The sequence below is a fragment of the Neobacillus sp. D3-1R genome (assembly GCF_052180215.1).
Lineage (GTDB): Bacteria > Bacillota > Bacilli > Bacillales > Cytobacillaceae > Pseudoneobacillus.
Window position 1 is genome coordinate 473,469 of the sequence record NZ_CP197471.1, and the last position, 22,472, is coordinate 495,940.

General features: G+C 37.2%; 24 protein-coding genes. 11 read left to right on the plus strand and 13 right to left on the minus strand.

Annotation, left to right across the window (positions count from 1 at the left end; genetic code table 11):
• Positions 1–8 precede the first annotated feature (8 nt).
• Positions 9–887: an SDR family oxidoreductase gene (locus tag ACSBPO_RS02355; protein WP_442600295.1), complete on the minus strand. Its 879-nt coding sequence runs from the start codon at positions 885–887 to the stop codon at positions 9–11.
• Positions 888–979: 92 nt separating this feature from the next.
• Here ACSBPO_RS02355 and ACSBPO_RS02360 point away from each other — a divergent pair, with 92 nt between their 5' ends.
• Positions 980–1,945, plus strand: a complete 966-nt coding sequence (locus ACSBPO_RS02360; protein ID WP_442598398.1) for a helix-turn-helix transcriptional regulator — start codon at positions 980–982, stop codon at positions 1,943–1,945.
• Between the two features lie 125 nt (positions 1,946–2,070).
• Here the strand turns inward: ACSBPO_RS02360 and ACSBPO_RS02365 are convergent, their stop codons facing one another.
• Positions 2,071–2,340, minus strand: a complete 270-nt coding sequence (locus ACSBPO_RS02365; protein WP_442598400.1) for a hypothetical protein — start codon at positions 2,338–2,340, stop codon at positions 2,071–2,073.
• Between the two features lie 175 nt (positions 2,341–2,515).
• Between ACSBPO_RS02365 and ACSBPO_RS02370 the strand changes: the two genes are divergently transcribed.
• On the plus strand, positions 2,516–2,779 hold the full coding sequence (locus ACSBPO_RS02370) for a hypothetical protein (protein WP_442598402.1): 264 nt from the start codon (positions 2,516–2,518) through the stop codon (positions 2,777–2,779).
• A gap of 39 nt (positions 2,780–2,818) precedes the next feature.
• On the opposite strand, the gene ACSBPO_RS02375 is transcribed toward ACSBPO_RS02370, so the two are convergent.
• Together ACSBPO_RS02375 and ACSBPO_RS02380 are read right to left on the minus strand one after the other, a co-directional pair.
• Positions 2,819–3,490, minus strand: coding sequence for an MFS transporter (locus tag ACSBPO_RS02375; protein WP_442598403.1), 672 nt, complete (start codon positions 3,488–3,490; stop codon positions 2,819–2,821).
• Positions 3,491–3,718: 228 nt separating this feature from the next.
• Positions 3,719–4,075, minus strand: a complete 357-nt coding sequence (locus ACSBPO_RS02380; RefSeq protein WP_442598404.1) for a hypothetical protein — start codon at positions 4,073–4,075, stop codon at positions 3,719–3,721.
• A 130-nt stretch (positions 4,076–4,205) separates the two neighbouring features.
• Here ACSBPO_RS02380 and ACSBPO_RS02385 point away from each other — a divergent pair, with 130 nt between their 5' ends.
• The 8 genes from ACSBPO_RS02385 (at position 4,206) to ACSBPO_RS02420 (ending at position 12,595) form a co-directional block, all read left to right on the plus strand.
• Positions 4,206–4,577: a hypothetical protein gene (locus ACSBPO_RS02385; RefSeq protein ID WP_442598406.1), complete on the plus strand. Its 372-nt coding sequence runs from the start codon at positions 4,206–4,208 to the stop codon at positions 4,575–4,577.
• 407 nt (positions 4,578–4,984) lie between these two features.
• Positions 4,985–5,482: a GNAT family N-acetyltransferase gene (locus ACSBPO_RS02390; RefSeq protein ID WP_442598408.1), complete on the plus strand. Its 498-nt coding sequence runs from the start codon at positions 4,985–4,987 to the stop codon at positions 5,480–5,482.
• A gap of 236 nt (positions 5,483–5,718) precedes the next feature.
• Entirely contained in the window at positions 5,719–6,279 is a 561-nt protein-coding gene (locus tag ACSBPO_RS02395; protein ID WP_442598410.1) for a GNAT family N-acetyltransferase, read from the plus strand.
• Between the two features lie 54 nt (positions 6,280–6,333).
• Positions 6,334–6,582, plus strand: a complete 249-nt coding sequence (locus ACSBPO_RS02400) for a hypothetical protein (RefSeq protein ID WP_442598412.1) — start codon at positions 6,334–6,336, stop codon at positions 6,580–6,582.
• 156 nt (positions 6,583–6,738) lie between these two features.
• Complete coding sequence (locus ACSBPO_RS02405) at positions 6,739–8,460, plus strand: LytS/YhcK type 5TM receptor domain-containing protein (protein ID WP_442598414.1); 1,722 nt, start codon at positions 6,739–6,741, stop codon at positions 8,458–8,460.
• A gap of 18 nt (positions 8,461–8,478) precedes the next feature.
• Entirely contained in the window at positions 8,479–9,207 is a 729-nt protein-coding gene (locus ACSBPO_RS02410; protein ID WP_442598416.1) for a LytR/AlgR family response regulator transcription factor, read from the plus strand.
• Positions 9,208–9,999: 792 nt separating this feature from the next.
• On the plus strand, positions 10,000–11,451 hold the full coding sequence (locus tag ACSBPO_RS02415) for a carbon starvation CstA family protein (protein ID WP_442598418.1): 1,452 nt from the start codon (positions 10,000–10,002) through the stop codon (positions 11,449–11,451).
• A gap of 223 nt (positions 11,452–11,674) precedes the next feature.
• On the plus strand, positions 11,675–12,595 hold the full coding sequence (locus tag ACSBPO_RS02420; protein WP_442598420.1) for a ketopantoate reductase family protein: 921 nt from the start codon (positions 11,675–11,677) through the stop codon (positions 12,593–12,595).
• 47 nt (positions 12,596–12,642) lie between these two features.
• On the opposite strand, the gene ACSBPO_RS02425 is transcribed toward ACSBPO_RS02420, so the two are convergent.
• The 4 genes from ACSBPO_RS02425 to ACSBPO_RS02440 form a co-directional block, all read right to left on the minus strand.
• A complete protein-coding gene (locus ACSBPO_RS02425; protein WP_442598422.1) occupies positions 12,643–13,983 on the minus strand; it encodes an MATE family efflux transporter in 1,341 nt (446 codons plus the stop codon).
• A gap of 162 nt (positions 13,984–14,145) precedes the next feature.
• Positions 14,146–14,772, minus strand: a complete 627-nt coding sequence (locus ACSBPO_RS02430) for a nitroreductase family protein (protein WP_442598424.1) — start codon at positions 14,770–14,772, stop codon at positions 14,146–14,148.
• A 174-nt stretch (positions 14,773–14,946) separates the two neighbouring features.
• Positions 14,947–16,179, minus strand: a complete 1,233-nt coding sequence (locus ACSBPO_RS02435; protein WP_442598426.1) for a GGDEF domain-containing protein — start codon at positions 16,177–16,179, stop codon at positions 14,947–14,949.
• 226 nt (positions 16,180–16,405) lie between these two features.
• A complete protein-coding gene (locus ACSBPO_RS02440) occupies positions 16,406–17,686 on the minus strand; it encodes a cation:dicarboxylate symporter family transporter (RefSeq protein ID WP_442598428.1) in 1,281 nt (426 codons plus the stop codon).
• Positions 17,687–18,007: 321 nt separating this feature from the next.
• Between ACSBPO_RS02440 and ACSBPO_RS02445 the strand changes: the two genes are divergently transcribed.
• A complete protein-coding gene (locus ACSBPO_RS02445) occupies positions 18,008–18,337 on the plus strand; it encodes a hypothetical protein (protein WP_442598430.1) in 330 nt (109 codons plus the stop codon).
• A gap of 43 nt (positions 18,338–18,380) precedes the next feature.
• Here ACSBPO_RS02445 and ACSBPO_RS02450 read toward each other — a convergent pair whose 3' ends face one another.
• From ACSBPO_RS02450 to ACSBPO_RS02470, 5 genes are all read right to left on the minus strand, one after another.
• Positions 18,381–19,649, minus strand: a complete 1,269-nt coding sequence (locus ACSBPO_RS02450) for an ATP-binding protein (RefSeq protein ID WP_442598432.1) — start codon at positions 19,647–19,649, stop codon at positions 18,381–18,383.
• Between the two features lie 116 nt (positions 19,650–19,765).
• Positions 19,766–20,263: a hypothetical protein gene (locus ACSBPO_RS02455; protein WP_442598434.1), complete on the minus strand. Its 498-nt coding sequence runs from the start codon at positions 20,261–20,263 to the stop codon at positions 19,766–19,768.
• Positions 20,260–20,733, minus strand: a complete 474-nt coding sequence (locus ACSBPO_RS02460; protein ID WP_442598436.1) for a hypothetical protein — start codon at positions 20,731–20,733, stop codon at positions 20,260–20,262. The genes ACSBPO_RS02455 and ACSBPO_RS02460 overlap by 4 nt, the downstream gene beginning before the upstream one ends.
• 112 nt (positions 20,734–20,845) lie before the next feature.
• Positions 20,846–21,643 (minus strand): arylamine N-acetyltransferase family protein, encoded by a 798-nt coding sequence (locus ACSBPO_RS02465; RefSeq protein ID WP_442598438.1) that lies wholly within the window; start codon positions 21,641–21,643, stop codon positions 20,846–20,848.
• Between the two features lie 189 nt (positions 21,644–21,832).
• A complete protein-coding gene (locus tag ACSBPO_RS02470) occupies positions 21,833–22,360 on the minus strand; it encodes a ribonuclease H-like YkuK family protein (RefSeq protein ID WP_442598440.1) in 528 nt (175 codons plus the stop codon).
• Between the last annotated feature and the right edge of the window lie 112 nt (positions 22,361–22,472).

Genomic DNA, 22,472 nt, shown 5'->3' on the forward strand with positions numbered 1-22,472 from the left:
CTCTTTTCTCATGATTTTGCATGTAAAATGTTTTCTTCAAAATATTTACCCCAATCAGGCTGTCTTCCATCGATATCCTTAAACTTGTATTCTCTAGATAATTCCCATGAGCTTAATGCCTTCCCTGTTTTTGTATGGACATTTGGGTCTGTTGCCAATGCCACGATTGCTTTCCCTAAAAAGTAAGGAGTCTCTGATGCGATAAAATGTGGTTCAATCTTAGCTGCATCCTGCCAATTTTCTTCTTTTACCCCAAAGTGATCCAACATCGCTTCAGATCGAAGGAATCCAGGACTCACAGCAACTGCGGTGATATTATAGTTGGATAAATCTTGTGACATTGCTTGAGCCAAATGTATGCCAGATATTTTTGCTAAACTATAAAAAAGATTTCCTCGATACTGATAGTCAACCCCATCCGTTATCTCAATCACAAGACCTTGATTATTTTTAACCATCAAAGGAACCCCGAAATGACTAGTGATGATATGAGAGTGAACTGCTTGATTTTGCATTTGAAGCCCATTTTGAAGATTATGTTCCCAAAAAGGGGTATTCCATTCTGTAAGTGGATCTCCACCCCACACATCATTAACTAATATATCTAGCTTTCCCTGTTCTTTTTCAATCTGTTTGAAAAGGGTCCTTACCTCATCCACATTTGTATGGTCGACTTTAACGGCAATGCCTGTTCCGCCATATTGATTAACAAGCTCTGCTGTTTCTTCAATAGTCTCCGTTCTTCCCATTGATGAGAGGCTGCCTTTTGTACTTCTGCCTGTTACGTATACGGTAGCTCCAGCTTCGCCAAGCATGGCTGCAATCGCACGTCCTGCCCCCCGTGTAGCTCCAGCCACTAACGCAACTTTACCTTTTAGGTTTTTCATCATAATGCCCTCCTTTTTCTTCACTATAACTTACTATATACTTTAAATAAGACATCTTTTGTCATATATAAAAAATAATAAGGAATGAAAAAATGAGAGCGGATCGTTTAATTAATATAATGACCCTTTTACAAAATAGGGGGAAAATGACCTCCAAAGAATTAGCAACTGAATTAGATGTTTCTGAAAGAACGATCAATCGAGATATGGAAGCATTAAGTGCCTCGGGTATACCTGTTATTTCTGATAGAGGAAAAGAGGGTGGCTGGAGGCTAATGGATAACTTTCGAAGCAGATTAACCGGATTGAAACTGGAGGAAATAAAAACATTATTTCTTTCGCCATTTGCCGATTATCTGAAGGACTTAGGAATTGAACCGAATCAGTCCATTGATACAAGACATAAACTACTTGCGACAATACCAAGTCATTACCAGCATGAAGCAAAAATGGTATGGGAAAGGATTTATATCGATACCGGTAACTGGCGACAAACAAAGGAGAAACTAGTCTGTTTTCAAACAGCGCAACAGGCTGTTTTTGAAAATAGAAAACTAAAAATAGTTTATGGACAGTCTGAAGAAAATGCAGAAGAACGTATGATTGAACCTTTAGGCTTAGTTGTTCAAAGCAATAAATGGTATTTAGTAGCTTTGAAGAACGGAGAATTCCGAAATTATCGGCTATCCCGAATATATTCTGCTTCTTTAGAGGAGGGTCAATTTGAACGACCAGAATCATTTGATTTAGCAGAGTACTGGAACCAATCTAAATCGGCCTTTATTCAAAACCTTCCCAGCTATGTAGTAGAGGTGGAGGTAAGTCCTGAAGATTTTAGTAGGATAAACTTTACCGGTAAATTTATTAAAGTAATCAAGACTGAATCCCCAACCGCAGGTCATTGGATACCAGCAACACTTAACTTTCATTCCGAACAGGAAGCCGTTGAGTATATTTTAGGCTTTTCCAAAAATATTAGGATTGTTGAGCCCCAAACGCTTATAGAAAAAGTGGTTCAAGGTGCGAAGGATGTTTTGGAATTTTATCAAAGTAAGTAGGTGATTTTTGAATTCAAAGAATGATGGAGAGCAAAATAACTCGGTAAAGAGGATAAAGTGGTCTTGAAACGGTAAAATACACCCTGGTTTATGAATAACCAGGGTGTTATGAATATATAACTATTTTATCTAAAAAATGGATGGCAGCAAGGATTTATTGGCATACAACAATGGTGATGCATAGGTGCCATGCATGGATTACACATTGGCATCATCATTGGCATTGGTGGACAACATGGCTCCATCATATAGCAGCAATCCTGCTGATATGGATATGGTGGGCATGTTTCGTATACTTGAGGTGCAACATATGGCTGTGGTGCCATATTAGGTTGTGCTACTGGCATGGGTTGAGGTGCCATAACTGCTGGACTTACATAGGGCTTTTTTTCCATTTATTATCTCTCCTCTGAATGATTTACTTCGAGATAGTGTATGTGTCTAGTTTTAAGAGTGCATAGACATATCCCCAATTTTTCCATTATTTATAGGCAATAAATAGATCATGATTTATGAAGTGCTTAGAGTTAGGGAAAACTGAAATCATTCATGAAACATAGGGGTGATAGGATGCATATTGAGGGTAATATTATAGCGGGGGAATTTGATCCTGAACGTAATGAATTTTCTTTACAAAGGGTTAAGCATTTTTATACGGAGTCGACCATAAAAGAAACTCAATTAGAAAGTCTATACCAATATTTAAAGAAACATGAAAATGAACAGGATGGACAAATTATTACACTTTATGACCAAATGCCTTTGCGGTTAACCCAGAGCGAAGTGAAGCAATTAATTATGGATTTGCAGAGAATTTATCCATTTTATCATTAGATGAAAAAGTGCCAACGACTTAAGTCTATGGCACTTTTTTTAGGAAAGATGGTTAGTTTGAACTTTAGGTAAAAGGGCGCTAAAAAATCCAGCTGCTATGAGTAGGATAATGGCAAAAAGAAAGGAGATTTGATAGCTATCTGTTTGGTCGAATAAGACACCAGGCAGATAGGAACCTAATGCTGATCCAAGCTGATGGCTCATAAACAGCCAGCCGGTAAGTAAGCCAACCGATTGTCCCTTATAATAATCAGAAAGTAGCTTAGGACAAACGACAAAGATTAATAGACTCCCTAAAATTAAAACAGTCCACTTCCACCCAAACGCTTCGATTAAAAAGATAGAGCTGGGAACCAAGACCATTTGTCCTGCACCAAACCCTGCTTCTACTAATCCCAGTGCTAAGCCTTGCTTCTTGGAAAACCATTTTGACACGGTTACAGATGCTGTAACTCCGGATGCAGCCCCAAATCCAATCGATGCCACCAATCCGTACAAAACAAATAGCTGCCAGATCGATGTGACAAAGAAGCTTAATAAGGTGGCTGCACCGACCGTTAAGGTCCCTAAGACGAAAATTTTTCTGACACCAAAATGATCGATCCATTTCCCAACAAGCGGCTGTGATACGGCAAACACAATAAAACTAAGAAATGAAATAGCAGAAATGGTGCCTCTATTCGTTGAGAAGTACGCCTCCCATGAACTCATAAAGGCTCCAAAAGAGAAACGAACCCCTTGAGCAGCTAAACCCCTAAGAAAGAAACAGCTAAAATGACCCATGCGTAATGTACCTTCTTGCTCAACGTTGTTCCCCCTAATGCTTCTAACCAATTTTTTATTTTTACCATATCTTAATTGCGGGAACTTGTACAAAATTTTGATTCTTCACGATGAAGTCAATAAGCATAAAAAAAATCGCCCATTATAAGGACGATTTCATCTTCCCCATTTTAGAAACATCGTCAATGTACAGCATTGAGTACCTTGAGCTTCCGCATGGATGGTTAATAATAAACCTGAGGGAGTGTAGGTTGTTGTGATAGGTGTACTACTTCCTATCGACTTAACTAAACGGTCCACTTCTCGTTGATTCCCCATCTGAGCAGCAGTCATTAATCTTCGGGCAAATTCAGGTTCCGCCAGTTTTTTAAGTATTCTAATGGACTCGTTAGCGATTTTTTGAAAGGCGGTTACTGAATGACTAAGGATGGATATATCGACAGGAGGATATTGGGGGTGACGATACATTCCATATGGAGGATAGGCATTATAATAGGCTCCACCATACATCATAAAAACCTCCCCTATTTTTCAATAGTTATGTTTATGCTTGGAGGCCTATGATGGTGAATGCAGCTACTTTTTCTTATAGCTTGAAACTTCCCAAGAATTATATCGTCAAAATAGTAGGGGGGATGACTGGGTGAAAAAGCTTTTAGTTGGCTTTTTGTTCATATTGGCTATTATTTTAAATGCATGTTCTTTTGAAAAAATAGATCAAATACAAGTGTACGAGATGGAAAGCTTTTCAAAAGTAAAAGCGAATTCATTCATAAAGATTGAGGATAAAACAGAAATCAATCAAATTCGAAATGCGATTGCTAGTGCTAAAAAGCAGCCGGGTATAGTCGATATGGCCGATCCCGAATTTAAAATTGTAATGGGAAAAAACTCATACTATCTGTGGATTAGTAAGGATTCTGGGACGATTATGAATCTTAATGATACCTACACCATTTATTCACTCACTAAGTTCTCCGCTAAGAGGGTAGGTAAGATTTTAAATGAAGAATGATCGTCAAATGGTGACGATCTTTCTTATAGCTCTGTTATTATTCATTGTTGATTTTTGTGTAGGTGTGAGAATCAATAGGCGGAGAAATTCCGGCTAATGTATATAGAGGAAGCTAAAGAAGCAGATATAAGCGGAGAAATTCCTATTAACGGCTCTAAATACGACAGAAACCCAAAGATTTGGATGGGATAACCGGAAAAACTCCCCCTATTTTTAAGGAAATATGGGTATTTCCCAAAACAAACGGAATTTTTCCGTTTATTTTTCAAATACATTGAAATCAACATTCAGTTATAACAGAGCCTTTTTATAAAAGCTTGTCAGGTTTTCTCACAAATCTCTTGTAACCAATATTTTTATTTTATATAGTTAGGTCCATCTGAATAGAATGGAAGTGGATTTGACCAATGATGATAAAGGAACTAAATTCAGTTGATACATATATGGATAATCTTGTAGAACTTTTAGTTTTAACAGTGGAAGAAGGTGCTTCGATTGGCTTCTTGCCTCCGATGTTAGAAACAGAAGCAAAGGAATATTGGGAATCGGTTTTAAAGCCAGAAGTGAATTTATATGTGGCGATGATGAATGATAAAATCGTTGGAAGCATCCAGCTGCATTTATGTCCAAAGCCGAATGGGAAACATCGAGCGGAAATCGCAAAATTAATGACCCATCCCCATTTTCGGCGTAAGGGAATTGCCCGATTATTAATGGAAAAAGCAGAAGAAAGAGCTAAGAATGAAGGCTGTTCATTAGTAGTATTAGATACAAGAGAGGGAGATGAATCTAATTTTCTTTATGCATCACTTGGGTATTACGAAGCGGGGAAGATCCCTTACTATGCCATGTCGGCAAATGGTGAGCTGCATTCAACGGTGTTTTATTATAAGGCTCTTTTCTAAAACTATGTTGCTTTTTTAATTAATTAAATTATCAGGGTAGAACGATAAAACTCGTATAAAAATCAAGAAAAGAGCTGCTCACTGTTTAAGGAAAGATGTAAAAATCCGGCTTTTGGGATTTTTACCAAAACCACAATTTATACGAAAAGGTCCTATTATAAAGTTCTGCTTTAAAAAGAGGAAAATTCTTTAGAATGTGGAATTATGATACAACGATTTCAAGATGAGGTGTCAAAATGAATCCACTTTTATTAGATTTTCCAGAACAGTTTGAATCCGAACGATTAATTATTCGAGCACCAAGACCAGGAGATGGAGAAGCTGTCTATCAGGCGATTTTGGCTTCACTTGAAGAATTAAAGCCGTGGATGCCTTTTGCCCATAAAGAGCAAAACGTTCAGGATGTAGAAAGTAATATTCGAGAAGCCTATTGTCATTTTCTAAGTAGAAAAGATTTAAGATTACTAGTCTTTTTAAAAGAAACAGGGGAGCTAGTAGCTTCGTCTGGATTACATCGAATTAATTGGGATATTCCGAAGTTTGAAATTGGCTATTGGATTGATACGCGATTCAGCGGCAAAGGGTACATAACGGAGGCGGTTCAAGCGATTGCTCAGTTTGCTTTTCAAGAACTAAACGCTCGTCGTGTAGAAATTCGCTGTGATTCAAAGAATCTAAGAAGTCGGGCAGTAGCAGAAAGAGCAGGCTTTAGGTTGGAAGGTATCCTAAAAAACGAAGATGTATCCGTAGATCGAAAGGAATTAAGAGACACCTGTGTATATGCAAAGATTAAATAGTAACTAAAAAGACAGATTTACCGTCTACTCCTTATAAAGATAGGGGGAATACCCATGCGGAGAAGAGGTTTTGTTAAATTTATTGTGGTACTTCTCGTTCCCATATTGATGTATAGTATCGATTACGGATTGGTAAGTGCTCAAAAACGACCGCTATTTGTCATTAAAACCGCCATGTATAAAGACGGGGGAACGAAGCTTTATCAAGGACTTGGCTATAAGGTGATCGATTATAACAAGTTAGAAGGAAGACAAGATATCGTATTTCAATCATTCTTTTTAAATATTGGGAAACCTGATTAAGGCGGGAGGAGTGTCAGACATAGATAGACGATGTCTGGCATTTTTTTTATGGATAAAATTTGTCCTTACTTTTAACGAAAAAGGCTGTAAAATAATAATTAGGTAAGTCTTACTTACATATTGAACGGTTCATCTTGTCGTGAAAGGAGCGTATCCATGTTTGAACTGTTAATTACTATGCTGGAACGACTAGGCATTATCGTCACGATTGCCTTGATACTAACAAGGTTTCGTTTTTTTAGAGATATGATTTACCGGGAGAGCCTAAACCGACGACAACAGTATAAGGCTATTCTGTTTTTTGGATTCTTTGGCATTATTGGAACGTATACGGGACTCGCTTTTAATACCGATACACAGGAATATAACCGCTGGGCCGCTGATTTAGCATCAGATGAAGCGATTGCAAACTCACGTGTGATTGGAGTGGTATTGGCAGGTCTTCTTGGTGGTTATAAAGTCGGCATAGGGGCAGGCCTTATTGCCGGTATTCATCGCTTTACTTTAGGTGGCTTTACGGCTGTTGCTTGTGGTACAGCCACTATTATTGCCGGGATTCTGGCGGGATTTTTTCATCGAAAAAATAAACATGCTACCTTATCGTCTGTCTTTTTAATCGGGGCAACAGCTGAAACCATTCAAATGCTGATTATTCTTTTACTAGCACATCCATTTCAAAAAGCGGCGACATTGGTTTCGATGATTGGTTTGCCCATGATCATTGCAAATGGACTTGGTTCCGCTCTATTTCTCTTAATTATTAGGATGGTTGTAAATGAGGAAGAGAAAGCGGGTGCGTTCCAGGCTCAGAAAACGTTGCGTATTGCCGATCAGACGCTCGCCTTTTTAAGGAATGGAATGAATAATGAAACGGCATTAGCTGTTTGTAAAATTTTACATAAAGAGATACAAACAAAGGCCGTTGCAATGACGAATTTGACCGATATTTTAGCACATGTAGGGCGTGGAGATGACCATCACCAAGCAAATAGTCCGATTCAAACACAAGTGACAAGGGATGTTATCCGCTATGGAAATATGGTTGTTGCGAATGACGAGACTCTTCATTGTCAATTTGAGGATTGCCCACTTGGAGCGGCAGTGATTGCCCCGTTAAAGCATCGAGGTGAGACAATTGGAACACTCAAATTTTACTTCAACTCTGAAAAAGAAATTACCAATCTAGCGATGGAACTGATTTCTGGACTGAGCATTTTACTGAGTAATCAGCTTGAACTAGCAGAGGCAGACAAAGCCTATCAGCTGGCAAAGGAAGCGGAAATAAAAGCACTCCAAGCACAAATCAGACCTCACTTTTTATTCAATACACTGAATACTATAGTTTCGCTTATTCGGATAGATCCAGCTAAAGCGCGGGTTTTACTAGTTTCCTTGTCCCATTTTTTACGACAAAACTTAACGGCGACGACTGTGAGCATGACAACCTTAGAACAAGAGCTTAGACATATGAAAGCCTATCTAGCGATTGAAGAAGCTCGGTTTGTCGATAAGTTAAAAGTGGTATATGACATTGATGACGAAACTCTTTTTGAAAAAATACCACCACTAACACTGCAGCCAATTGTCGAAAATGCCATTAAACATGGCATAAAAGAAAAAGTAAACGACTGTTTGATAAAGATAACGGTTAAAAAACAAGGGAATGTTACGGTTGTAAAGGTGGAGGATAACGGACAAGGAATGAGTAAAGAGAGAGTGAAGTTGATTGGCAAAGAGACGATTCACTCTGAGGAAGGATCGGGACTTGCGCTTTACAATATTAATAGAAGGCTAACGATGATGTTTGGGGACGAAGCAGCATTACAAATTAAAAGTGAGCTACATAAGGGTACAGAGATTAGTTTTTTATTAGCTTAATGTGAGGGGGAAGTCACCGTGGAAAAAATAAGGGCCATGATAGCAGATGATGAACTTTATAATCGGGATGAGTTAAAGCATTTATTGGATGCCTATCCAACGATTCAGGTTGTGGGTGAAGCAGAGTCAGGTGAAGCAGCTATTATGAAAGCCATCCAGCTTCAGCCCGATGTGATTTTCCTAGATGTCGAAATGCCGAAAATGAACGGAATGGAAGTGGCAAAATCCATATTAGAGCTGAAAAAAGTACCACTGATTATTTTTGCAACGGCTTATCCGCAATTTGCAGCAGAAGCTTTTCGTTACGAAGCGATTGATTATTTATTAAAGCCATATGACGAAGAGCAGCTTCAACAAACAATTCAGCGAATTGAAAAGCAATTAGGATCACCTAGGACTAGTGATGGGAATCGTCCAGCCGGAAAGCTAGCGGTAGAAGAAGACGGAGAAATTTTGTATATTGAACCTAATGAAATCCTTTATGTATCAAGGGATGATAAATTTTCAAGGATCATAACCCGAACAAAAACGTACGAGACGAAAACTCCTTTAAAGGATCTCGAAAGCCGGCTAAAACCGTTCTCCTTTTTTCGAATTCATAAAAGTTATCTAGTAAACTTGTTATACGTCACCCGTTTGACTCCTTGGTTCAATGGGGCTTATCAGCTTGAAATCGAAGGGCGAACAGAACTCTTATCTGTCAGCCGTAACTATGTAAAAGCCTTGAGAGTAAGGTTGGAGTTGTAAGGAGTTTTGCATGGAAAGAGCACCTGGGTGGGTGCTTTTTTAATTGTGGTGGATAGAAAGTTGTTACAGGGTTCCGAGCGTTCATGTCTAATTTTAATAATGATGAGCATAAGTTTTGAAATCCCGAGCATATATTTTTAAACTTGAGCAATTTTCTTGAAAAGTCGAGCATATTTTTAAACTCGAGCATTTCCCTTGAGAAGTCGAGCATATATTTTTAAACTCGAGCATTTCCCTTGAGAAGTCGAGCATATTTTTAAACTTGAGCATTTCCCTTGAGAAGTCGAGCATATATTTTTAAACTCGAGCATTTCCCTTGAGAAGTCGAGCATATATTTTTAAACTCGAGCATTTCTCTTGAAAAGTCGAGCATATATTTTTAAACTCGAGCATTTCTCTCTGAAAGTCGAGCATAAAATTAAAAGGACAAGCATATCCCTAAATTCTCGAGCATATCTCCAAAAGATTTCCCTACAAATTGATATTTTTTAGATTGGATACGGATAGAAATATAATATTTAAATGGAATTTCTCCACTTATTTAAATAATTTATAAGAATTAACCAAAATGAGAACCATTTAATCTACTTTTTTATTAAAGGTAAACTCTACATACTCAGTCACCCCTAAATATGTAATTTTCAGAAAACTAATCTCTGCTCATGCATCTTAATCTTCCAAAGTTACACGTTAAACCGCATATTCTACATCTTAACCACACTTTGGACATAATCCTCTATATCAATCTTATAATTTATGTAAGCGTATACAATTCAAAAAGGAGGATAATAGATGATTACTTTTCTTGCCTGTATTGCACTTTTAATTGTTGGTTATTTTACGTATGGCAAATTTGTAGAAAAAGTATTCGGGGTGAAGGAACAAAGAACAACTCCAGCTTATGTTAATCAAGACGGAGTTGACTATTTACCAATGAATACAAAAAAGAACTCTTTGATTCAATTATTGAATATTGCCGGGGTTGGACCGATATTTGGACCGATTATGGGGGCTCTCTATGGACCGGTAGCATTCGTATGGATCGTGCTTGGCTGTATATTTGCAGGTGCGGTACATGATTATTTAACAGGAATGATTTCGATTCGTAATCGCGGGGCGCACTTACCTGAGTTAGCGGGTAAATTTTTAGGAAAGTTCATGAAGCACGTGGTTAATGCATTTGCTGTGCTCCTGCTGTTATTAGTGGGTACGGTTTTCGTAACAGCTCCAGCTGGTTTACTCTATAACTTAATGAATGGCTGGGCAGCTATGGGACTTATTATTGCAGCTATCTTTGTTTACTATATTTTAGCGACATTACTGCCCATTGATAAAATTATCGGACGCTTTTATCCGATTTTTGGTGCTTTACTATTAATCAGTGCTATTGGAGTTGGTGGTGGATTGGTGATAACAGGTGCACCGATTCCAGAGTTATCTTTTAAAAACTTCCATCCAGATAACTTACCAATTTTTCCATTATTATTCTTAACGATTTCTTGCGGAGCCTTATCAGGATTCCATGCGACTCAAACACCAATTATTTCTCGTACCACACAAAATGAGAAACAAGGACGTTTCATTTTTTACGGAATGATGATAGCAGAAGGGATCATTGCCATGATCTGGGCAGCTGCTGCCATGAGTTTATTCGATGGTTATACTGGTTTAAATGATTTCTTAGCTAATGGCGGTCCTGCGGGAGTAGTAGCGGAAGCTTCTAAATTAATGTTAGGTGCTATTGGTGGTACTCTTGCTGTTCTAGGAGTAATTATTTTACCTATCACTTCTGGAGACACAGCATTCAGAAGTGCCCGTATGATTATTGCGGATTATTTCAACATTGCACAAAAGAAATTAACAAGCCGTTTATGGATTGCACTTCCTTTATTCGTGCTTTCCTTTGCTCTAACTAAAATTGATTTTAACCTTCTATGGAGATACTTCTCTTGGGCGAACCAATCAACTGCGGTAATTGCGCTTTGGGTTGGTGCAATGTACCTGTTTATCGCAAAGAAAAACTATTGGATTGCGATGATTCCAGGTATCTTTATGACGATGGCTACCATGACTTATATATTAAACGCGACAATTGGTTTCAATTTACCGTTAAACGTGTCTTATGTTGTTGGCGCTATTGTGACAGCGGCCATTATCGCGATCTTCTTTAAGGCAGCTGTTAAGGCGCGTGCCAATAATCTTCCGCTTGAAGAAGATATTTCGAATTGGAATAAGGTAGCGTAATGGGTTGCTGCAGTCCTGATTATCGGAAAACGGTAAAGGAACAAGAGGACCGGGTCAATCAAAAAGCTAAGAGGGAAACACTCCCCTTATTCGGTAAAATAGCTATGATAATGGTTGTTATTGGAGGCATAATTGTTGCTTACCTAACCTATTAAAACAGGAAAAGTGCACGCACCTGAGCGTGCACTTTTAACATGGAGCTATGAAAGGGAGGGAAACAGGGATGAAGATATTAGTGGTTGGAGCAGGAGCTATTGGGGGATATTTCGGAGGACGCTTATTGGAAAAGGGCGAAGACGTGACGTTTTTAGTACGGGAAAATAGGAAACGACAACTGGAACAAAACGGTTTAGTCATTGAGAGTGTCCATGGTGATATGACGTTGAAGCCTAAATGTATTATAAGTGGGGAAAGGGCTGAAGCCTTTGATGTTGTTCTGATTTCCACAAAAGCTTATCAATTGAGTGGAGCAATCGAAAGTGTTCGGCCATATGTTAGTGAACATACGATGATTCTTCCTTTATTAAATGGAATGGCCCATATGCCTATCTTGAATAAGGAATTTGGAGAACAACGTGTGTTAGGGGGATTGTGCTTTATTGAAACAACACTGGATTCGGAAGGAAGAGTTATTCAAACGAGTCCGATAAATGAATTGGTTTTTGGAGAACAGTCAGGTGAGACAACGGATCGGGTTTTGAAGTTGCAGGATGTTTTTTCTGGAACGAAAGCAACCTTTAGACTTTCTGATAATATTGATCAGGATATGTGGCATAAATACTTGTTCATAACGACGTTAAGTGGAGTGACCTCCTTATTTCGCTCACCTATTGGTCCAATTCGTGAGCAGCTGTACGGGTTACAAACGATTCAAAAGGTTCTAGGAGAAACGGTTGATATCATGCGTGCGCTTGGAGTGCCATTGGCTAACGGAATAGAAGCTGCACAACTAAATAGAGTTAATGAAATTGGCTATGCAATGAAGTCATCTTTGCAAAGAGATATGGAAAAACAAATGCCTGTTGAAGGAGACCATTTCTTTGGCTATTTATTAGAGAAGGCCAAAGAAAAAGAGATAGAGGCGCCTGCACTATCAGCCGTTTATGCTAATTTAAGAATATATGAAAATCAATTACCGCATTAACGCACCGGGGGTCAGACCCCCGGTGCGTTAATGCGGTAAAGTGCCGTTTAGGCTGCAGCTTGTTTGAGGCTTATTTTGCTCCAGTCTTTTTTGTAAAAGCGTACTAATAGTGTTATGCCGAATAGGGCAAGGTAGGTGTAAAGGGCCAGCCATGCTCCGTAGCTAGAAAGCTTAAGGATGAACACCATCACATACGTCAATGGAATGAAGAATCCCCAAGCTAACACAAGAGAGGTGCGCAGCAGGAAAGTGGTATCACCAATCCCGCGAAGACCGCCTCCATAAAAATTAAAGAAACCATCAAAAAGCTGAAGAAATGCAGAAATCATAATCAGTTTAGCGGTTAGTTCGAACACCAGCGGATCATCTGTATAGATTTTTGCTATGGATTCAGCAAAGAAAAATTCTACTGTACCTAATACTAATAAGAAAATACTACCCATAATGGCTGTCTCTGTACCCATTTTTCTTGCTTGAAACGATTTCTCTCTGCCGATTTCTTGACCAACCAAAATCGTGGCAGTCGAACCGAATGCACCTGCTGGCATAAACCCAAAGCTCATGATGCTGAGTGCAATTTCATTCGCTGCAAGTGCATGAGTGCCAAGTCGGGTAACAAATGCCGTGAAAACAAACATGGCCATACTTTTAGAGAATTCCTGTGTTCCAAGCTTTAAGCTTTCCCTTAGCATCAATTTGGACTCAATGAAATCTAACACAGGTTTGGCAACAAGATGAAATTGAGCATTCAATGTCTTCAAAAAAGCAAAAGCACTTATTATAAATACAACAGCTTCCCCGATAAAAAGAGCCCATCCGGCACCAGCTAGACCCAGATTAGGTAAACCAAGATTCCCATAAGTCAATGTGTACGTAAAGAAAATCATAAAAGCATTTCCAATTAGAGAGGCAATCATAGGTGTTCGGGTATTACCAATTCCTCGGAAAAATCCATGTAAAGCAAAGCTTAATATCGAAAAAATCATGGCAAAAAAACGGATTTGTAAATAGTTTTTTCCCTCTGAAACCATATCTGGGGAACTGCCCAATACGTTTAAAATCCCTTCTGAGCCAAATAAGCCGGTAAAGAGGATGATCACGCCAGCCATTAAACTTAAAAGTAGAGCAATATACGTACGTGCAATTCCTTGCTTCATATTATTTGATCCAAAGTTTTGGGCAACAAGATAATTAACTGTATTGCCAATTCCAGAAAAAATAGCCCATGCATTATACATAACAATGTTAGAAACCCCAACAATGGCTATGGCCATTGCCCCCAAATTTCCAACCATAATGAGATTTATCATTCCTGTTACGGTCATCGATGCAAAAGAAGCGATAGATGGGATGGCGAGAAGTAATATCGTTTTCCAGTTGTTCAGCATAAAGTATCTCCTCACTCTGTTATACATAGAAGTCAAAATATAAAAATGCCACTCTATCATACAACAATTATCTATATGAAGCACTACCTTTTTATGTAAAAAAATGTAAAGAGCCAGGGGTCATTCCATTCAAAATAGAATGATTCCTGGCTCTTTTAATCATTATATAAAACTCACAATCTCTTCAATTGGTAAACGAGTTGTTTCACGTCCTGGGGCTGCTGCTTTCCCTAAAGCGATTAACACGGCAGGGAAATAACGATCAGAAATATCGAAACGTTCGATAAATTTCTGTTTATTAAATCCACCCATTGGGACAGTATCGTAACCTCTTGCTTTCGCAATCAACATTAATTGCATGGAGATAAGTCCAGTATCAAAGTTAGCAATGTTGATTCTTCCTTCAACCGAAGCAGAAGAGTAAAGTTTAGTAGTATTTTGGACAATAAGGTTAAATCTTTCCTCATCCATCAAACCAGCTTCTAAGGCAGGTCGATAAACATTTTCCACGTTTTTATACATTTCTTTATCGCCAAGTACAGCGATCACAGCAGAAGAGGTTTCAACTTGCTCTTGATTGTTAGCAATCTCACGAAGTTCTTTTTTTGTCTCCTCGTCTTGGATAACAAGAAATTTCCATGGTTGCAGGTTGCTAGATGATGGGGCAAGAGTCGCTTCGTTTAATATATCTAGAATTTCATCTTGTGAGATTTTTACAGTAGGATCATATTTTCTAACCGAATGACGTTCACGAATAACAGTCGAGAAGTTTTGTTCTGCTGATAGCATTCTATTTTCCTCCTATAATAAAGTTACTTACTATTCGTAAGCTTTGTTTATAAAGATTACTACGTGTAAAACATAAAGTCAAACGTTTTATCTTGAAATGAAAATATTTCAAAATAGAAATAAAATAGAAATAAAAAAGAGCTGAGACTATTACATATCCCAGCTCTTTCATTATTATGAAATTTTCTTTACGGTTACTCTGTTTCTGCCATGTTCTTTTGATTGGAGAAGTAATTGGTCTGCGTAAATATATCCTTTTTCAATGGTTACTGGATCGTTTATTTTGAAAAAATAAAGTCCAAACGAAGCTGTATAAGAAATGGAGGTCTTATTAGCTTGGAACTCGCACTGGACGGTGCTGTTTTCGACTTTATGTAAAATCTCTTCCACTAAATCCTTGCATTGGAAATAGTTTCGTTTACAAAGGAAAAGGGTAAATTCCTCGCCGCCACTTCGAAACAAAAAATCATCATCGCTTAGGTTATCTTTAAGCGTAGAAGCAAAATGCTGAATGACTTGGTCACCGATGGAATGATTATAGCTATCATTGATGCTTTTAAAATTATCAATATCTGCTACTACGATGCCGATACATTCTTCAGATTCGTTTTCACTTAGCTCGGCCATTTTTTTATCCATAAAAGCTCGGTTTGGGACGCCTGTTAAAAAATCAGTGTATGCCATATGCTCAAATTTATCGCGTTCCATCTTATTTTGGGCGCTCTGAGATTTGGAAATGAACGAGCGACTAACGATATAGTTTAAGATAAACAAGCTAATCAGGATGTCCCATTTTTCCTCTTGAACGAAAATCAATAGCAGCCCATTTGTGAAGGCGGTTTTTCCCATATCAAGAACGCTTCTGCTTTTGAAGAAATCAATCACATCTTTTTTTGTCGTAAAATCACCTGACAATGAAAAGACAATGGATAGTAGAATATCGGTGAGTACTGAATTCACACAAACTAGTAAAACCATTAAAATCCAGAATCCAAATGGTAGATTTTCGAAACTAGGATACAGCCATTGGAATAAATAAAAGGCAATGGAATTAATAATGGCAAAGGAACCAATATTATAAAAGGTATCAAAAAGTTCATCAGGATCTGCCGTTTTGGTTCGCTTTCTATGGTAGTAAATGGTGAATCTATGAGCCACTTCAAATAGGAATATTCCGAGTGGGCCACTAAAAATGGCAAATGCAAGACTATAGCTTATTCCATAATCAAAGCTAGCACTTCCATTTTTCGTGATAACACGAAGGTGTTGATATAAGGTAGAAAATAAGTAAAATAGGAAAAATGCTTTTAGATACATATGATTTTCTACCATAATATGTTTTGATTCTATGGCTAAACCCAAAGAAATAAAAAATAGTATTAATTCGAATAATCTGACCCTCAGCATATCCGTTCAATCCTCTCAAAATGCTTCATCTCTTTAATAATCCTGTTCTTTTAGAAGGAACAGTTGTCCGTGAGAGATGTATGCTATTTTAATTATAAGCTAAAATTTGGAAAAGTACATACAATTTGATAGATAAATTAATCAAAAAGTGGAAATATTAGTAAAAATTAATTTTTAATAGATTAAAAAGTGTCATTGACCAAGTCAATGACACTTCTTCTGAATATTATGCAATATTTTCTTGCTTTGGATCATCAAGGGAGTTTAAATAGCTTTGTCCTTTTTTGAAGTCGTATTGACCTTCCCACTTTGAAACGACAACAGCCGCTAAAGAATTTCCGATTACGTTTACGACTGTTCTCGCCATATCTAAAATTCGGTCAATCCCAGCAATAAAGGCAAGTCCTTCTAGAGGAATATCAACAGAACCAAGGGTAGCAAGAAGTACAACGAAAGAGACTCCAGGTACACCTGCAATTCCCTTTGAGGTGACCATTAATACAAGCATTAATGTAATCTGCTCTCCAATACTAATATCAATTCCGTATAGCTGAGCAATAAAGAGAGCCGCTATTGCCTGGTAAAGAGTAGATCCATCAAGATTAAACGAGTATCCTGTCGGAACCACAAAGGATGTAATCCCTTTCGGACAACCGAATTTCTCCATTTTTTCGATGATCTTTGGTAAAACCGTTTCAGAGCTTGCTGTGGAATAAGCAAGAATTAATTCGTCCTTTAAGATCTTTATAAGAGAGAAGATACTGATTTTGGCAAACTTTGCTACGCTTCCTAAAACCACAAATATAAAGAATAACATAGCCCCGTAAACCGTAAGAACCAACTTTCCAAGCGGAAGCAAAGATTGAATTCCAAAGGTAGATACGGTTACACCGATTAAAGCGAAAACACCGAATGGGGCGAATTTCATGATCTGATTGGTAACCCAGAACATCGCATCAGCCACACCACTAAAGAAGCTTAGAACGGGCTTTCCTTTTTCACCTATAGCAGCAACGCCAAGACCGAATAGTACAGAAAAGAAAATGACCGCAAGCATGTCACCGTTTACAAGTGATTGGAAGATATTGCTTGGGACAATATTGACAAATGTATCAGCCATAGTGTGGCTTTCAACTGTTTCGGTTGTTTCAATATATTTAGAAATATCCCCTTTTGAAAGATGAGTCATATCAATGCCTTCACCGGGACGGATGATATTAGCTACAAGTAATCCGAGGATAATGGCAATAGTAGTGATGATCTCAAAATAAATAATCGTCTTCCCGCCAAGCTTCCCTAGCTTTTTCATATCGCCAGTACCAGCGACTCCAATAATTAGGGTTGAAACCACAATCGGAATAACAATCATTTTGATTAAACGAATAAAAATATCTCCAATGGGCTTTAAATAAGTCGTAACCTCTGGATTACCATAAAAAATAGCACCAACAGCAATCCCTAGTACTAATCCAATTAATATTTGTAATGCTAGTCCAAATCTTTTCATCGTTCCATCCTCTCTAGAAGTTAATACAAATGATGTGAATATTTTACTATGTTGAAATAATATCAGTAAGGGTGACCACCATCATAACATTTTTTAAAAACAAAGTGTTAATATAGTATTCCTCAAAAAAACATACGTATGAGAGGGGTTGTTTTTGTCCTCTTAATTTTTGAAAATAATAATAAATGGAATAAACAGAAAATGGTTGCCGCATTTGTAAAAGGAATGTAATACAATGAACCCCCATAAATGAGCTATAAACCTGAAATAGTGTAATAAGGATACATATGTATTTTTAGCTTTAATAGAGGAGGTCCCTAAATGGAGATGTATGTTCAGAATTCTCTTTTAGAATGGAAAGAAGAAATGGTCAGACAAAAAATGGAAATAGACCAAGAGTATGAAATGGTTAAAAGTGAACTTCAATTGTATTCCTATAAATATGGAATTACAAAACAAGTGATTCAATCGACGATTAACGAAAAAATTATCAGCAATATTAAAACCATTTACCAGAAGCCTTTTGAGGAAAGATTTAATGAGCTTAAACAATATATTATGGAATTGGAGGAAAAGCGAAAAGTTTTTCAAATGTTCGTCGATAAAATCGAGAAGGTTAGTGAAGCAAGTGAAAGAGAAACCGTAGAGTAGAAAAAAGGTAACTTCCTCTAAGGGAGTTACCTTTTTTGTGAACTTATGATACAGATGGAATTTCAGCCTTCCCTATTCTAGGAAATTGAAGAACAAAGGTGGTCCCATGCCCCAATAGACTTCTGACCTGAATTTTTCCATTCATGGAATGAACGATACTATAAACGACCATCATTCCAAGTCCTGTCCCATTTTTACCACGCGTAGAAAAGTAAGGCTCACCAAGACGGTCCATTTGTTCCTTGGTCATGCCTGTTCCAGTATCTGACACGGATAATTCGACCATGTCTTCTAAAATGTTTGTTTCAATTTTCATTGATCCGCCATTTGTTTCCATTGCTTCAATAGCATTTTTGATAATGTTAAGGATGCATTGATGGAAAAGTTGAGCTTCCCCCATAATATGTCCGTTTCTTATTTGGGTGAGGATCGTAACAGAATTCATATTAGCGAGTGGATTGATAATTTCTAAAATATGATTGATTTCATGCTCCAGATTTAATATTTCTGTTTTATGTGGATATGGTTTTGCGAATGTAAGATAATCTCGAATAATGCCTTCTGCACGGTCCAATTCCGACTTTGCAAGCTGAAAAAATTCTTTTCTTTTTTCAATAGGAAATTCTTCAGACTCAAGCAACTGTAAAAAGCCGCGGGTAACGGTTAAGGGATTCCGAACTTCGTGGGAAATGGATGCAGCTAAATGACTGACTAATTCTAGCTTTTCTGCTCGTTGTATTCTACGGTTGATCGCAATCGAATTTCTCACCCACTCTAACATGGTCACAAGTAAAATAATACTTCCTCCATAGAAGGCGATAATCAGATAGTCATATCCTGTTGTGAAATCGAAAAAATACTGCACTGATTTCATAACGAAAAGACCATTGAGTATAGTGGCTAATCCCAACAAAGCCAATTTCTTTCTTAATCGCCAGTCATGGTAATACTTTGACAAAAAGATAACCGCAATGGTTTCAACTGAGACGGCTATAAGATTGGCCCATGCTTCGTACGGATAAAGAATCCCAATATACATGACGATAAAACCAAGAAGGGGTATCATACAGCGTATCCCACCGTATAAACCTGCCATAACAAAAACGGTATGTCTCAAATCCATTTGGAACGAATTATCGATCCGAACGTTAAAAATCATATTAATAATAATAGCTAATCCATAAGCGATCGTATAAAGGAGTGCTTTTTTATTTTTTGAAAAGTTTTGTTTGTCAATGATCATTTCTGTACATAGAGAAATGAGTAGGATAAAAAATAAATCAACAATTAACACTTTGAAGGTCTCTAGCATAGTTGATTCCTCAATTAGTAGATTTAATACCCTCATTATAGATGAAATTGGTCGATTTTTGTTAGATAAAAATAAAAAATATTCAGATTATAGAAAGAAACAGGAGGGATTTTTCCCTATTTGCTGATTTGAATGTCTAATAGTTTCTTTTTTGAGTAGTGGAAAACCAATAGTAATAAGATAGAAGCTATTGGATAAGTTGGAATAGAATAAAAAAGTTTCCAACCGGTATAGGTAAGGGCATGATTTTTAACAGCAAGCCATTCGAAAAATAGTGAAAAGCCTGTCCAACATAATATATACACAACTGTTTTTTTACCATAAAGCTCCCATTTGTCATACCCAAATAAGAAGAGAAGAGAAGCACATGGATACATAAATAAGTGATAGAGTGCACCTGAGAGCTCATAGGTCTTGTTATCGGAAAAATAATACATTTTAAACGGTGTGGCCAGAAGAAAATAATCAATGCTCGCTACCAATCCGATGCAAAACACCCAAATAATAAGCACTAATATAGAAGGGAAATAGTTTCGTATCGGGTAAAACAAGGAGAGAATAATAATGGTTGTAATAATGAAATACCATTCATTCCAATCGAAGGTAACATTCATAATCTCCAGTCTCCTTTAAACAAAAGCTTACGAAAGATTGTCATAAAGCTTATTAAAAACAACAGCCCTGCCAACCAAAAAACAGGTGACCACCAAAAATGCCAGTGTATATGTTTAATCACACCTAAAAAATCAGATAACCATTCTAGCCCTGTTAGCAGTAAAACAGAACTTATGATGAATAATAGCTTTTTAAAACGTGAACTCAACATGAGAAAATATTGAAGGAAGGCAACCATAAGAGCTGGATAAAGGATAATTCGATTAATAAAATGGGCAAATTCAAGGCTAAAAACTTCTGGAATATCAATTGTTTTGAAATTCATATAACAGAAAGCAGAAAAATTTTGGAAGACATAGGAACTAATCAGCCAATAGACAAGGATTTCTAGGCTATGCAGGTATTTCTTCATTTTTGAAAAAAGAATGATTACCATCACATTCAATATGATATAAAAGAATAAAATCATTCGAGTAAACTCCTTTGAAATCCTGCACATGTTTAATTATACGAATAACCCTTTAATATAGTTTGGTCGAGAAGAAAGGAAATTATTACAAAAGGCCTATCAATACTAGTCTTTACTTGGATTTCGTGCTTTCTTCTAACTGAAAGTGTTTTTTTGCCAAATCGTAAAAAAGTTCTTCGTCAATATCCTCTTTTGTCACTTTCCCATTCGTCCATTGTGTATAGGAAGTGCCGGCTAATGTTTGACTACCATTCTTCGTTAGCTTTGTAATCAATGGAGTTTTATTAAAGGGCGATTTAGGGCTTTCCATAATTAACTGCTGAACCTCATTCATTTCAGAGATATCTGTTACCAGTTGGAGGGAGTGGAAGGCATATCCTGTTCTCCAATTTTCATCTTTATGTTTTAATTTCATTTGCAGAATATGATCTCCGTGCTCACTTTCCTTCCGACGAATTCGGAATTCACCATTAAAAGAGCTGATAGTATCACCACGTAAAGGAACGGGACGTAAAGGCAAATTACCACCAAAGCCCGTATCTACCACATACGTTTCATGCTGATGCTGTAAAAGAATAATAACGTGAGTACGCCCGACTTCTGCAAAGTCCTGACTGGCTTGTTCAAAAACAATGGCACGGGCTAAGTTCACATGAAATCCATTTTCCTTTAAAAAATAATAAAGAATTGTATTTAACTCATAACATAATCCGCCTTCCTTTTTTTGAAGTATCTTTTGTATTAAGTTTTGTTGTGTAATGTCTGCAGTCTTTTTGCGAATCACACATAAATTTTCAAAAGGAATAGCTAGGGCTGTTTTTTCAAGTATGCTATTTAATTGTTCAAAAGTAATCATTTCGTTTTCAGGAAAATCGATTCTTTTTCGAAATAAATTGTTTAAATCTTCCATGATGGGAAACCTCCGTTTTTTAACTTCTTCAATACCTTATTTTAATATATGTAAGATTTAAAAACCTATAATAAGGGAGAATTTAGTTACGGGAATAGCATGAAGTATTTAAACAAGCCTTTGATAGGTAACAAAAAATAAGACCTTCACATGGAAAGTCCTCTAAGAAACTTGTATGGCATCTTTAAATTATTTGGTATAACGATTGGCATAACTGGAAGCAACGAAGGCATTGGGCTTTATTTTAGGCTCAACTCCCATCGATTCCATTCGAGCTACCATTTCTTTCACAAAGGTACTCGTTTTATTTCTTTTACCGGCACCTATATCAATATGACCTTCCATTGAAAAGGTAGATCCTTTGTAAATATAGGGAAGAACGATTGAGATTAATTGATTTTTTCTATCTTCTGTAAACATCGAGACGATTTCCTCTGTAAGAGATAGCTCTAAGGAAATCCGCTCATGTAACTGCAGCATTTTTCTTGGAACGATGACCCTTCTGATACAAGCCCACACACCTTTTCCAGCATTTTGAATGACAATACCCGTTATAAAAATAGTATGCCTTTTATGAACCTGCGAATCTGTTCCCACCATTAGACGATATCTTCCATTAGGGTTTATCTGCATAAACTTGATAATGTGCTCGAATACTTGCTCAAAAGTCATCTTATGTTCTTGAAGATTTTGAAAATAAATCTGAGATTCCTCCATAAGATTGCACCACAGCTTTCTATAGCTCTTGTCTTGGTACTATCATATGGGGATTGAATTCATGTCGTGCAAAAGGGATGGATTTGTTATAAAAATGGTTATCAAAATCCCA